Origin of the sequence: Kutzneria sp. 744, assembly GCF_000568255.1 — a bacterium.
Taxonomy (GTDB): domain Bacteria; phylum Actinomycetota; class Actinomycetes; order Mycobacteriales; family Pseudonocardiaceae; genus Kutzneria.
Window position 1 is genome coordinate 6,518,193 of sequence record NZ_KK037166.1, and the last position, 13,538, is coordinate 6,531,730.

Sequence of the window (13,538 nt, forward strand, 5' to 3'; positions counted from 1 at the left end):
CGTTGGCCCGGGTGCCACGGCCGCGCGCGGCGGCGTAGATCTGCGCCCGGTACGGGTCGGCGACCACGCCGACCACCGGGCCGTGCTCGTCGAGCAGCGCGAGGCTGTAGGCGCACCAGGGGATGCCGGCCACGTAGTTGGTGGTGCCGTCCACCGGGTCCACCACCCAGCGGTACGGCGCGGCGCTGATCCCCTCGTCGGCGCCGTACGCGTCGCCGTGCACGGGGATGCCGGGGAACTCGCTGGCCAGCACGCGGCGGGTGTGGCGTTCCAGGGTGCGATCGGTGTCGGTGACCCAGTCGAACGGGGAGTCCTTGGACTCCGGACGCGCGCCCCGGCCGGCCGTCGCCGTGATCACGTCGGAGGCGTCGTTGGCCAGGCGACCGGCGACCTCCAGTGCCCGGGACAGCAGCCCGGGGTCAACCGGCTGAATCGATCGGGATGACAAGAGGGTCACGCCACCCGAGCGTGAACGCGATGGGTGTCGCCGATGAGAAGCAGAGGTGACGTCCCGGAGATCACCAGATCAAGTCTGCGGGCCGGCCGGTCGCCCGCCAATCCCTGACCTGAGGATTTCGGGCAGCGTTCGCCAACCGGCCACCCTGCGTACGGGATGGGCGCGGACGCTGGGCCTGTGCGCGTCGCGATCGTCACCGAGAGCTTCTTGCCGCAGGTCAACGGGGTGACGAACTCCGTCGTCCAGGTACTGGCGCACCTGCGCCGGCACCGGATCCCGAGCCTGGTCGTCTGCCCCGGCCCCGGCCCCGACCGGCACGAGGACACCCGGGTCGTGCGCCTGCCGGCCGTCGACTTCCCGTTCGTCACGTCGCTGCCCGTCGGCCTGCCGACCCGCAGGGTGCTCACCGCCCTGGCCGACTTCAAGCCGGACCTGGTGCACGTGGCGTCGCCCTTCGTGGTCGGCGCCCGTGGCCTGTCGGCCGCCCGCAAGCTCGGCCTGCCGACGATCGCTGTCTACCAGACCGACATCGCGGGCTTCGCCGGCTCGTACGGATTCGGGCTTGGCGCTCGTACCGCCTGGCGATGGACCAAGCGGCTGCACACACTGGCGACCCGCACGCTCGCCCCGTCGACCTGGGCCGTTCGGGAGCTTCGGGAACGCGGCGTGCCGCGGGTGCACCGGTGGGGCCGGGGCGTGGACGTCGAGCGCTACGACCCGCACAAGCGGGACGACCGGCTGCACCGCGAGCTGGCCCCGAACGGCGAGATGCTCGTCGGCTTCGTGGGACGGCTGGCGCCGGAGAAGCGTGTGGACCGGTTGGCCGCGCTGAACGACGTGCCCGGCGTGCGGGTGGTCGTCGTCGGCGCGGGCCCGGACGAGCCGGCGCTGCGGGACAAGCTGCCCGACGCCGCCTTCCTGGGGCTGACCACCGGCGAGGACCTGGCCAAGGTCTACGCGAGCCTGGACGTCTTCGTGCACACAGGCCCGCACGAGACGTTCTGCCAGACCGTGCAGGAGGCGCTGGCCTCGGGTCTGCCGGCGATCGCCCCCGACGCCGGCGGGCCGTCCGACCTGATCGACGACGGCCGCACCGGCTTCCTGCTGTCGCCGTGGTCGGACGACGAGTTCGCGGCGGGGCTGCGACGAAGCATCGAACTGCTGCGCGATGACGCCACCAGGGCCGCCTTCGGTGCGGCCGCCCGACGGTCCGTGCAGGCCAGGACGTGGTCCGCGATCTGCGACGAGCTGCTCGGGCACTACACCGAACTGCTCGACCAGCCGGAGTCCCGGTGCGCGTAGTCCAGCTCGCCAACTTCTACGGACCACGATCGGGCGGGCTGCGCACCGCCCTGCACCACCTCGGCGCCGGCTACGCGCTGCACGGCCACGACGTGATCCTGGTCGTGCCGGGCCGTCGTCCCGCTTGCGAGGTGCTGCCGTCCGGCGTCAAGCGCATCACCCTCCGTGCCCCGGTCATCCCCGGCACCGGCGGTTATCGCGCCGTCGATCCATGGCGGGTGCGGGTGCTGCTCGACCGGCTCCGGCCCGACCGGCTGGAGGTCTCCGACCGGCTCACGCTGCGAGGCATGGGGCATTGGGCCCGTGAACACGACGTGCCCAGCGTCGTCATCTCGCACGAGCGCCTTGACCGGCTGCTGGAGCAGTTCCTCGTGCCGCGGCGGCCGGCCGTGCGGGGCGCGGACTGGGCGAACCGGCGGATGGCCGCCAGCTACGACACCGTGGTCTGCACCACCGACTTCGCCCGCGCGGAGTTCGACCGCATCGGCGCCACCAACGTCCGCCGCGTCCCCCTCGGCGTCGACCTGCGCGAGTTCACCCCGTGTCGGCGCGACCGGGCCGTCCGGGACGACCTGGCCCGCGGCGCCGGCGCCCTGATGGTCCACTGCGGCCGTCTTTCGCCCGAGAAGCACGTGGAGCGCAGCGTCGACACCGTCGCCGAGCTGCACGAATCCGGCGTCGACGTGCGTCTCGTCATCGCCGGCGACGGCCCCCGCCGCGAGGCCCTCGAACGCCGCGCCGCCGGCCTGCCCGTCACCTTCCTCGGTTTCGTGTCATCCCGACCCCAGGTCGCCACCCTCCTCGCCTCCGCCGACGTGTCCTTGGCGCCCGGCCCGCACGAGACCTTCGGCCTCGCCGCCCTGGAAGCCCTCGCCTCCGGCACCCCCGTTGTCGTCTCCGCCTCCTCCGCCCTGCGGGAGCTCGTCGCCCCCGGCTGCGGCGCCGCCGTCTCCGACCACGCCCCCGCCTTCGCCTCCGCCGTCGAGTCCCTGCTGGCCGACCCCGAGGCCGACCGCCGCGCCGCCGCCCGTGCCCGGGCCGAGGAGTTCCCCTGGCCCGCCGCCGTTGACGGGATGCTGGCCGCCCTGCGCGCGAGGTGACATAGGCTCCCGTCATGTCGCGAGCCGGCTTGGACAAGAACCCGCGCGAGGTCGCCGAGATGTTCGACGGCGTGGCCAAGGGCTACGACCTGACGAACTCCGTCATGACGCTCGGGTTCGACCGGCGGTGGCGCGAGTGGACCCGTCGGGCCCTCGACGCCCGCGCCGGCGAGAAGATCCTCGACCTCGCCGCCGGCACCGCCGTGTCGACCGTCGAGTTCTCCAGCGCCGGCGCCTGGTGCGTGGCCGCCGACTTCTCCCTCGGCATGCTCCGCTCCGGCGCCCGCCGCCCCGTACCCAAGATTGCCGCCGACGCCCTGCACCTGCCCTTCGCCGACGCCTCCTTCGACGCCGCCACCGTCTCCTTCGGCCTGCGCAACTTCCAGGGCACCGTCTCCGCCCTCCGCGAGATGGCCCGCGTCGTCCGTCCCGGCGGCCGCCTCGTGATCTGCGAGCTGTCCAAGCCCACCTGGAAGCCCCTGCGCCAGCTCTACAGCAACGTCGCCCTGCGCTTCCTGCCCGTCATCGCCAAGCCCGTCGCCTCCAACACCGACGCCTACACCTACCTCGCCGACTCCATCCGCGACTGGCACGACCAGCGCACCCTCGCCGAGCTCATCGCCGAGGCCGGCTGGGAAGACGTCGCCTGGATGAACCTCACCGCCGGCATGGCCGCCATCCACCGCGCCACCAAACCCGCCTAGCCGCCCCCGAAGCCCCGCCCCGCCGGCCCCAGCTTCCGCACAGCCCCACCTCCCGCGCCACTTTTTTGCCACATGCGCTTCCCACTTGCGTCCCAGTGACACATAGGAAGCGCATGTGGCATCTCAGGTGTCGCCGGGCGGCGTGCCGAGGTGTCTGGTGTTGCCACATGCGCTTCCTATGTGGCGTTAGGTGCCACATAGGAAGCGCATGTGGCGAAAAATGTGGATAACAGGGCCGAGCCATCCATAGATCAGATGAGTTATCCACAGCTGGGCGAAGGGTGGTGGCGTCGCGCGCGCGTGTGCCCATCATTGGATGGGTGACGAGGCACAGCAGGCTGGATGACGGATGGTTGTTGGCGTTGTTTCCCGATGCCGTGGCGTGTTGGGCGGACCTGGTGCGGATCGGCGTCGACCAGTCGCTGCCGGCGCGTCGGTGCCGGCCTGGGGGTGGCTGGACTCGGTTGTTGACGGGCGTCTACCTGCTCAGCGGCGGTGTGCCCAGCCGGCGGCAGATGGTGCGGGCGGCGTTGCTGCGCGCTGGGCCGGGGGCGGCGGTCACCGGGGTGGAGGCTGTCCGCCGGCACGGCGTCAGCAGGGTTCCGGTCGACGGCCTGGTGCATCTGCTGGTGACGCCGGACAGCCGGCTGGCCAGCCAGTCGTTCATGGTGGTCGAACGGTCGAAACGGCCGTGGTCGACGACGATCGTCGACGGCGTTCCCCTGGCAAGCCCGGCCCGAGCGCTGATTGACGCGGCGCGCAGGGACGGTCGGCTCGACGTGGTGCGGGCGATGCTCGCCGACGGAGTGCAGCGGGGCATCTGCACTGTCAACGACCTGGCCCACGAGTTGGCGCATCGCAGGCTTCGTGGCTCGGCACTGCCCAGGATCGTGCTGGAAGAGGTCGGTGACGGAGTCCGGTCCGCGGCGGAGGCATGGGCCCGCAGGCTCATCCTGCGGAGTCGGCTGCCGGCCCCGGCGTGGAATGTGGAATTGCGCGACAAGCAGGGGCGTCGCCTCGGCATCGTGGACGCGTGGTGGGCGGACGTCGGCCTGGCCTGGGAGATCGACTCCAAGGAGTTCCACCTGGCGCCGGACGACCACGAGCGAACCACCCGCCGGCACTCGGCGTTGACCGCCGCCGGTGTGCTGGTGGTGCACACGGTGCCGTCCCGGCTGCGTAAGGATCCGGCCGGCGTGCTGCGCGATCTGTACGGCGCCTACGGCAGCGTGGCGGGCAGAGCCGTGGCGGCGGGGGTGGCGGCCGGCCACGGTTAGACTCACTTTGACCTGCTAGTGAACGAATTCACGAGGGAGTCCGGCATGAGCACGCCCAGCCGAGGCCAGGCCGGCGATGACGCCGACGTGATCGTGGTGGGGGCCGGGCCCGCGGGCTCGACCGCTGCGACGTACCTGGCGCGGGCCGGGCTGGATGTGCTGCTGCTGGAGAAGAGCACGTTCCCGCGGGAGAAGGTGTGCGGGGACGGCCTGACGCCCCGCGGCGTGAAGCAGCTGATCGACCTGGGCATCGACACCAGGGAAGAGGCGGGCTGGCTGCACAACAAGGGCCTGCGGGTGATCGCGGGCCGCACGAAGCTGGACCTGGCCTGGCCGGAGCTGGCGAGTTTCCCGCCCTACGGGGTGGTGCGCACCCGCAAGGACTTCGACGAGATGCTGGCCCGCAACGCGCAGAAGTCGGGGGCCCGGCTCCGCGAGGCGACGACGGTCACGGAAGCGGTGAAGAACGAGCGGACCGGCCGCGTGGTGGGCGTGAAGTCCAAGGACGGCAAGGAGTTCCACGCGCCGATCGTGCTGGCCTGCGACGGGGTGTCGGCCCGGCTGGCGCTGTCGATGGGCATCGAGAAGCGGGACGACCGGCCGATGGGCGTGGCGGTGCGGCGCTACTACCAGAGCCCCCGCACGCATGACGACTACCTCGAGTCGCACCTGGAGCTGTGGGACCGCTCGAACCCGGCCAATCCGGTGCTGATGCCGGGCTACGGCTGGATCTTCGGCATGGGCGACGGCACGGTCAACGTGGGCTTGGGCATCCTGTCCACCTCGAAGGCGTACGGCCGCACGGACTACCGCGCGCTGATGAAGACGTGGCTGGACGGCACGCCGGAGGAGTGGGGCTTCCGCGACGAGAACGCGCTCGGCAAGGTCGGCGGGGCTGCGCTGCCGATGGGCTTCAACCGCACCCCGCACTACCGCGACGGCGTGCTGCTGGTGGGCGACGCGGGCGGCACGGTGAACCCGTTCAACGGCGAGGGCATCGGCTACGCCATGGAGTCGGCCAAGCTGGCGGCGGAGTGCGTGGTGCAGGCGATGGCCCGCCCGGCCGGCATGTCCCGCGAACACGCCCTGCACGCCTACCCGACCCGCCTGCGCGAGGCGCTGGGCAGCTACTACCGCCTGGGCAACATCTTCTCCAAGCTGATCGGCAACCCGACGATCATGCGCACGGCCACCCGCTACGGCATGCCCCAGGAGACGCTGATGCGGCTGGTGCTGAAGCTGCTGGCCGGCCTGTACGACCAGAAGGACGGCGACGCCATGGACCGGGTGATCACGCTGGCCACGAGGCTCGCGCCCGCGGTCTGAGAGGATGATCACATCGGTGCCGACGATCGGAGTTGATCACGCTCCGTGATATGACGTTTGTGCTGCTCAAGGACCGGAAAAATCCCCTCGCACGAGGGGATTTTTCATTTCCTGGTCATTCTCTGAATTATGACGAAAACACCCGATCGGCGTAGTCATCAGTCACTCGACATGATCTTGAACCGCCCCTGTTGTCAACCCCCTGGGCGACCCCGTGGAGGGGGGCATACACTCGGCTCGCTTGTGAACTGGTTCACAAGCTTGTGAAGAATTTCACAAGGCTGGCAGGCGTCGGCGGTGGGAGGTGTCGGTGAACGCGCAGGTCGGGGCGGTTGAGGTTAGGTCTGCCTTACCCAAGGTGCGGCGAACGTCACCCCTAGGGTTCCGTCACGAGGCCGGTGATCGGCCCCACACGGAGGAGACGAAAAGGTGCTGAACGTCGCTGAAGCCGCAGCGGCCCCCTCGGCTCTGGGGGCCTATGTCCCGCTGGTGTGCCTGTTCGTGCTGGCGGCCGCATTCGCGTTGTTCTCGGTGACGGCGGCGCCGTTCACCGGACCCCGCCGCTACAACAAGGCCAAGCTGGACGCCTACGAGTGCGGCATCGAACCGTCGCCGCAGCCGATCGTCGGCGGCGGCCGGATGCCGGTGGCGTACTACCTCACCGCGATGCTGTTCATCCTGTTCGACATCGAGATGGTCTTCCTCTACCCGTTCGCGGTGAACTCCGACGCCCTGGGGCTGTTCGGGGTCGTGGAGATCGTCCTGTTCATCGCAACCGTCGGGTTCGCCTACGCATACGTGTGGCGCCGCGGCGGGCTGGACTGGAACTGACCTAGGGAGCGGCGAGATGGGTCTTGAGGAGAAGCTCCCCAACGGGATCATGCTGGCCAGCGTGGAAAAGCTGGTCAACTGGACGCGCAAGTCGTCGCTGTGGCCCGCCACCTTCGGGCTGGCCTGCTGCGCGATCGAGATGATGACCACGGGCGCGCCCCGCTACGACCTGGCGCGCTTCGGCATGGAGGTCTTCCGGGCGTCGCCCCGCCAGGCCGACCTGATGATCGTGGCCGGCCGGGTGACCAACAAGATGGCCCCGGTGCTGCGCCAGATCTACGACCAGATGCCGGAGCCGCGCTGGGTGCTGGCGATGGGCGTGTGCGCCTCGTCCGGCGGCATGTTCAACAACTACGCCGTGGTGCAGGGCGTCGACCACGTCGTCCCGGTCGACATGTACCTGCCGGGCTGCCCGCCCCGCCCCGAGATGCTCATCGACGCGATCCTCAAGATCCACCAGAAGATCATGGACGAGCCGCTCGGCGCCAAGCGGGCCGCGCTGCTGGCCGAATCCGGCTACCGCACCCAGCTGGAGCCGTCCTCGGTCCACTACGGCAAGCCGGGCAGCAAGAAGTTCCGCGGCCCGGTCGATCCCAGCCATCGCCACCAGCTCACCGCCGGGGAGTGACGCGTTCCCGTGACTGACAAACCCACCACCCCTGAGACCGGCGGCGAGCAGTCCAGCGCCGACCGTCCGGTCGGCGGACTCGAACCGCGCGGCGCCGAGCCCGCGGGCGGCCCGCTGGTCACCGGCCGGGCCCGCTCCGGCATGTTCCACATCTCCGGCTCCGGCGACACCTCCGGCTTCGGCGGCCTGCGGCTGCCGGCCCACGTGGCCGCGCCCAGCGAGCGCCCCTTCGGCGGTTGGTTCGACGAGGTCGCCGACGAGCTGCTGGCCGCGATCAACGAGAAGGAGCTGCCGGCCGACACCGTGCAGCAGATCACCGTCGACCGCGGCGAGATCACCTTCTACATCCGCCGTGAGCAGCTGCTGGAGGTCGCCCGCATCGTGCGCGACGACCCGGCGCTGCGCTTCGAGCTGTGCAGCTCGGTGTCCGGTGTGGACTACGGCGCGGACGTGCCGCAGCGGCTGCACTCGGTCTACCACCTCACGTCGATGACCTACCGCCGCCGGATTCGGCTGGAGGTCTGCGTCGACGTCGACGACGCGCACATGCCCAGCGTGGTCTCGGTCTACCCGACCGCGGACTGGCAGGAGCGCGAGGCCTGGGACATGTTCGGGATCGTCTACGACGGCCACCCCGCGCTGACCCGAATCCTGATGCCGGACGACTGGGACGGCCACCCGCAGCGCAAGGACTACCCGCTGGGCGGCATCCCGGTCGAGTACAAGGGCGCCGAGATCCCGCCGCCCGACCAGCGGAGGTCGTACTCATGAGCAGCACCGAAGAGGACATCTACGCAAGTTCTCGGGAGACGACCGAGGGCACCGTCTTCAACGTCTTCGGCGGCGACTGGGACGAGGTCGTGGAGGACGCGCTCGGCAACGAGCGCATCGTCATGAACCTCGGCCCCCAGCACCCGTCGACGCACGGCGTGCTGCGGCTGGTGCTGGAGCTGGAGGGCGAGACCGTCACCCAGGGCCGCACCGTCATCGGCTACCTGCACACCGGCATCGAGAAGAACGTCGAGTACCGGAACTGGACCCAGGGCGTCACCTTCGTGACGCGCATGGACTATCTGGCGCCGCTGTTCAACGAGGCCGCCTACTGCATGTCGGTCGAGAAGCTGCTCGGCGTCGAGGTGCCGCAGCGGGCGCAGGTCGGCCGCGTGCTGCTGATGGAGATCAACCGCATCGGCTCGCACCTGGTGGCGCTGGCCACCGGCGGCATGGAGCTGGGCGCGCTGACCGGCATGACGGCCGGTTTCCGCGAGCGCGAGGAAGTCCTGCACCTGCTGGAGTTCCTCACCGGCCTGCGGATGAACCACGCCTACATCCGGCCCGGCGGCCTGGCCCAGGACTTCCCGGTGGACGCGGTCGAGAAGATCACCGACTTCGTCAAGCTGATGAAGAAGCGGCTGCCCGACTACGACAAGCTGCTGACCGGCCAGCCGATCTGGAAGAACCGACTGGCCGGCATCGGCGTGCTGCCGGTGGACGCCTGCCTGGCACTGGGCATGACCGGCCCGATCCTGCGGTCGGCCGGCCTGCCCTGGGACATGCGCAAGGTCGAGCCGTACCTGGGCTACGAGACCTACGACTTCGAGGTGCCCACCTCGACCGACGCCGACTGCTACGCCCGCTACCTGCTGCGCCTGGAGGAGATCCACCAGTCGCTGCGCATCATCGAGCAGGCGGTCAAGCGCCTGGAGCCGGGCCCCGTCATGGTCTCCGACGCCAAGATCGCGTGGCCGGCCCAGCTGACCATCGGCTCGGACGGCATGGGCAACTCCCTGGAGCACGTCCGCAAGATCATGGGGCAGTCGATGGAGTCCCTGATCCACCACTTCAAGCTGGTCACCGAGGGCTTCGCGGTGCCGGCCGGCCAGGTGTACGTGCCGGTGGAGTCGCCGCGCGGCGAGCTGGGCTACCACGTCGTCTCCGACGGCGGCACCCGGCCGTTCCGCGTCCACGTGCGGGACCCAAGTTTCGTGAACCTCCAGTCGATGCCGGCGATGAGCGAGGGCGGCATGGTCGCCGACGTCATCGCGGCGGTGGCCTCGATCGACCCGGTGATGGGTGGGTGTGACCGGTGACCTCTGATCTCTCCGACGAGCTGTTCGGCTCGGACATCGCGGACAAGGCCAAGGCGATCATCGCCCGGTACCCGCGGGCCCGCTCGGCGCTGCTGCCGATGCTGCACCTGGTGCAGTCGGTCGAGGGCTACGTGAGCGTGGACGGCATCGCGTTCTGCGCCGACCAGCTGGACCTGACCACCGCCGAGGTGAGCGCGGTGGCCACGTTCTACACGATGTACAAGCGCAAGCCGTGCGGCGAGCACCTGGTCAGCGTGTGCACGAACACGCTGTGCGCGGCGCTGGGCGGCGACGCGATCTACGACGGGCTGCGCAAGCACCTCGGCCGTGACGGCAAGGCGCTGGGCCACGAGCAGACCTCCGGCGAGCCGGGCGAGCCCGGCTCGATCACGCTGGAGCACGCCGAGTGCCTGGCCGCCTGCGACCTCGCGCCGGTGTTGCAGGTCAACTACGAGTTCTACGACAACCAGACGCCGGAGTCGGCGCTCGACCTGGTCAAGCAGCTGCAGGCCGGCAAGAAGCCGGACCCGACCCGCGGCGCCCCGCTGACCGACTTCCGTCAGGTCGAGTTGCAGCTGGCCGGTTTCCTGGACGGCCGCGAGTCCGATGTGGACGGTCCGTCGGCCGCGCCGGAGACGCTGCGTGGAGCCAAGATCGCGCACGAGAAGGGGTGGACCGCGCCGACGATGCCGGACTCGGTCTCCTTCCCCGCTCTGCCGGAGAAGAAGTGAGGGGGCTGCAGTGAGCGAGCTGGCGAGCGAACCATCGAGCACAGCGAGCTTGCTCGCAGATACTCCGAGCGCTAGCGAGGAGGTTCTGTGAGCAACGACGTCAAACCACTGACCCCGGTGCTGACCAAGCGGTGGCTGTCGCCGAGGTCGTGGACGATCCGGACCTACGAGCAGCTGGAGGGCTACACCGCCCTGCGCAAGGCGTTCGAGGCCCACCCGGACCAGCTCATCCAGCTGTGCAAGGACTCCGGTCTGCGCGGGCGTGGCGGCGCGGGCTTCCCGACCGGCATGAAGTGGGGCTTCATCCCGCAGGGCGACGGCAAGCCGCACTACCTCGTGATCAACGCCGACGAGGGCGAACCGGGCACCTGCAAGGACATCCCGCTGATGATGGCCGACCCGCACTCGCTGGTCGAAGGCATCATCATCACCTCGTACGCGATCAGGGCCAACTTCGCCGCCGTCTATGTGCGCGGCGAGGCGCTGCACTGCATCCGCCGGATGCAGGCCGCGGTGCGCGAGGCCTACGAGGCGGGCTACCTGGGCAAGGACATCCTCGGCTCGGGCTTCGACCTGGACGTGGTGATCCACGCCGGCGCCGGCGCGTACATCTGCGGCGAGGAGACGGCGCTGCTGGACTCGCTGGAGGGCCTGCGCGGCCAGCCGCGGCTCAAGCCGCCGTTCCCGGCGACCTCGGGCCTGTACGAGTCGCCGACCGTGGTCAACAACGTGGAGACCATCGCCAGCGTGCCGTTCATCGTCAACGGCGGCTCGGACTGGTTCCGCACCATGGGCCGGGACCGCTCGCCGGGCCCGAAGATCTACTCGCTGTCCGGGCACGTCACCAATCCCGGCCAGTACGAGGCGCCGATGGGCACCACGCTGCGCGAGCTGCTGGAGCTGGCCGGCGGCATGAAGGACGGCATCCCGCTGAAGTTCTGGACGCCGGGTGGCAGCTCGACCCCGCTGTTCACGGCCGAGCACATGGACGTGCCGCTGGACTTCGAGGGCGCGGCCGAGGCCGGCTCCATGCTGGGCACCACCGCGCTCCAGCTGTTCAACGAGACGGTCTCGGTGCCGTGGGCCGTGATGAAGTGGACCGAGTTCTACAAGCACGAGTCCTGCGGCAAGTGCACCCCGTGCCGGGAGGGCACCTACTGGCTGGTGCAGATCCTGCAGCGGATGGTGCGCGGCGAGGGCACGGCCAGCGACATCGACACGCTGCTGGACATCTGCGACAACGTGCTGGGGCGCTCGTTCTGCGCGCTCGGTGACGGCGCGGTCAGCCCGATCACCAGCGGCATCCAGTACTTCAAGGACGAGTTCCTGGCGCTGTGCGACACCAACGCGGCCAGCACCGGGAAGCACGCACTGGCAGGAGCGCACTGAGACATGACTGTCGCACCTGAAACTGTGTCTAATTCTGGGCATTCCTCCACGGAACTCGCCGTTCCCGAGGGCCACGTCAAGCTCACCATCGACGGCCTGGAAGTGGTGGCTCCCAAGGGAGAGCTGCTGATTCGGACCGCCGAGCGGCTGGGCATCGTGGTGCCGCGGTTCTGCGACCACCCGCTGCTCGAACCGGCGGGCGCCTGCCGGCAGTGCCTGGTCGAGGTGGAGATGGGCGGCCGGCCGATGCCGAAGCCGCAGGCCAGCTGCACCATGACCGTGGCCGACGGCATGGTGGTCAAGACCCAGCACACCTCGCCGGTGGCCGACAAGGCCCAGCAGGGCGTGATGGAGCTGCTGCTCATCAACCACCCGCTGGACTGCCCGATCTGCGACAAGGGCGGCGAGTGCCCGCTGCAGAACCAGGCACTGGCCCACGGCCGCGCGGAGTCCCGGTTCGTCGAGACGAAGCGGACCTTCCCCAAGCCGATCCCGATCTCCAGCCAGGTGCTGCTGGACCGGGAGCGCTGCGTGCTGTGCCAGCGCTGCACCCGGTTCTCCAAGCAGATCGCCGGCGACCCGTTCATCGACCTGCTGGAGCGCGGCTCGCAGCAGCAGATCGGCGTGGCCGAGGAGCAGCCCTTCCAGAGCTACTTCTCCGGCAACACCATCCAGATCTGCCCGGTCGGCGCGCTCACCAGCGCCGCCTACCGGTTCCGCTCCCGCCCGTTCGACCTGGTGTCCACGTCGAGCGTGTGCGAGCACTGCTCGTCCGGGTGCTCGCAGCGTTCGGACTGGCGGCGCGGAAAGGTGACGCGCCGGCTGGCCGGCGACGACGCGGCCGTGAACGAGGAGTGGAACTGCGACAAGGGCCGGTTCGCCTTCCGCTACGCCACCTCGGCCGACCGCATCCTGCGGCCGATGGTGCGTGACGAGGAGACCGGCGAGCTGGTCGAGACCTCCTGGACGGACGCGCTGCGCAAGGCGGCCGACGGCCTGGCCGCGGCCAAGGCCAACGGCGGCGCGGGCGTGCTGGCCGGCGGCCGGGTGACGGTCGAGGACGCCTACGCGTACTCGAAGTTCGCCCGGGTCGCCCTGGGCAGCAACGACGTCGACTTCCGGGCGCGCGCGCATTCCGTGGAGGAACTGGACTTCCTGTCCTCGCACGTGGTCGGCACCTCCCCGGACAACGGCGGCGTCACCTACGCCGACCTGGAGGCCGCGCCCGCCGTGCTGTGCGTGGCCTTCGAGCCGGAGGAGGAGTCGCCGATCGTCTTCCTGCGGCTGCGTAAGGCATCCCGCACCGGCAAGACGAAGGTCTTCCACCTCGGCCAGCACACCAGCGGGGCCGTCGAGAAGACCAACGGCACTCTGCTGCGCTGTGTTCCCGGCGGCGAGCCGGCGGCCATCGAAGGCCTGTTCTTCAACTCCACCACCGCGGGCGCCTTCGAGGCGTTGTCCGGCAGCGGGGCGGTGATCCTGGTCGGCGAGCGTGCCGCCGAGGTCCCCGGCCTGTTCTCGTCGGTGCTGCGGCTGGCCGAGCGCACCGGCGCCCGGGCCGCGTGGATCCCGCGCCGGGCCGGCGAGCGTGGTGCGCTGGAGGCCGGCGCGCTGCCGAACCTGCTGCCCGGGGGGCGTCTGGTCACCGACCCGACGCTGCGGGCCGAGGTCGAGCAGGCCTGGGGCCTCGATGCCGGCGCGCT

The 13,538-nt window shown here is 70.3% G+C and carries 13 protein-coding genes; 12 read left to right on the forward strand and 1 reads right to left on the reverse strand.

All coding sequences use genetic code 11. The features are described 5' to 3' along the window. Window positions 1-457 (reverse strand): inositol monophosphatase family protein (locus KUTG_RS29630; protein ID WP_043721382.1); only part of this gene is annotated, 457 nt, incomplete at its 3' end. Window positions 458-634: 177 nt separating this feature from the next. Here KUTG_RS29630 and KUTG_RS29635 point away from each other — a divergent pair. From KUTG_RS29635 to KUTG_RS29690, 12 genes are all read left to right on the forward strand, one after another. Next, window positions 635-1,759, forward strand: a complete 1,125-nt coding sequence (locus tag KUTG_RS29635) for a glycosyltransferase family 4 protein (protein ID WP_198047353.1) — start codon at window positions 635-637, stop codon at window positions 1,757-1,759. Then, the gene (locus tag KUTG_RS29640) at window positions 1,750-2,859 is read left to right on the forward strand and encodes a glycosyltransferase (RefSeq protein WP_043721386.1); all 1,110 of its coding nucleotides are present in this window, start codon (window positions 1,750-1,752) and stop codon (window positions 2,857-2,859) included. Before KUTG_RS29635 ends, KUTG_RS29640 begins: the two co-directional genes overlap by 10 nt. A 14-nt stretch (window positions 2,860-2,873) precedes the next feature. After that, window positions 2,874-3,563 (forward strand): demethylmenaquinone methyltransferase, encoded by a 690-nt coding sequence (locus KUTG_RS29645; RefSeq protein ID WP_043721387.1) that lies wholly within the window; start codon window positions 2,874-2,876, stop codon window positions 3,561-3,563. A gap of 320 nt (window positions 3,564-3,883) precedes the next feature. Further along, window positions 3,884-4,840 carry a hypothetical protein gene (locus KUTG_RS29650; RefSeq protein WP_157494854.1) on the forward strand — a complete coding sequence of 319 codons (957 nt, stop codon included), beginning with the start codon at window positions 3,884-3,886 and terminating at the stop codon, window positions 4,838-4,840. Between the two features lie 45 nt (window positions 4,841-4,885). After that, complete coding sequence (locus KUTG_RS29655; protein ID WP_043721390.1) at window positions 4,886-6,166, forward strand: geranylgeranyl reductase family protein; 1,281 nt, start codon at window positions 4,886-4,888, stop codon at window positions 6,164-6,166. Window positions 6,167-6,595: 429 nt separating this feature from the next. Then, on the forward strand, window positions 6,596-6,997 hold the full coding sequence (locus KUTG_RS29660; RefSeq protein WP_043721392.1) for an NADH-quinone oxidoreductase subunit A: 402 nt from the start codon (window positions 6,596-6,598) through the stop codon (window positions 6,995-6,997). A gap of 16 nt (window positions 6,998-7,013) precedes the next feature. Continuing rightward, window positions 7,014-7,625: a NuoB/complex I 20 kDa subunit family protein gene (locus KUTG_RS29665; RefSeq protein WP_052395565.1), complete on the forward strand. Its 612-nt coding sequence runs from the start codon at window positions 7,014-7,016 to the stop codon at window positions 7,623-7,625. Window positions 7,626-7,634: 9 nt separating this feature from the next. Further along, window positions 7,635-8,396, forward strand: coding sequence for an NADH-quinone oxidoreductase subunit C (locus tag KUTG_RS29670; RefSeq protein WP_043721397.1), 762 nt, complete (start codon window positions 7,635-7,637; stop codon window positions 8,394-8,396). Continuing rightward, complete coding sequence (locus KUTG_RS29675; RefSeq protein ID WP_043721399.1) at window positions 8,393-9,715, forward strand: NADH-quinone oxidoreductase subunit D; 1,323 nt, start codon at window positions 8,393-8,395, stop codon at window positions 9,713-9,715. The genes KUTG_RS29670 and KUTG_RS29675 overlap by 4 nt, the downstream gene beginning before the upstream one ends. Continuing rightward, a complete protein-coding gene (gene nuoE / locus KUTG_RS29680; RefSeq protein ID WP_043721402.1) occupies window positions 9,712-10,446 on the forward strand; it encodes an NADH-quinone oxidoreductase subunit NuoE in 735 nt (244 codons plus the stop codon). Before KUTG_RS29675 ends, nuoE begins: the two co-directional genes overlap by 4 nt. A gap of 87 nt (window positions 10,447-10,533) precedes the next feature. Further along, the gene (nuoF, locus tag KUTG_RS29685) at window positions 10,534-11,835 is read left to right on the forward strand and encodes an NADH-quinone oxidoreductase subunit NuoF (protein ID WP_043721404.1); all 1,302 of its coding nucleotides are present in this window, start codon (window positions 10,534-10,536) and stop codon (window positions 11,833-11,835) included. Window positions 11,836-11,838: 3 nt separating this feature from the next. Further along, on the forward strand, window positions 11,839-13,538 hold a 1,700-nt coding region (locus tag KUTG_RS29690), incomplete at its 3' end, for an NADH-quinone oxidoreductase subunit G (RefSeq protein ID WP_043731074.1).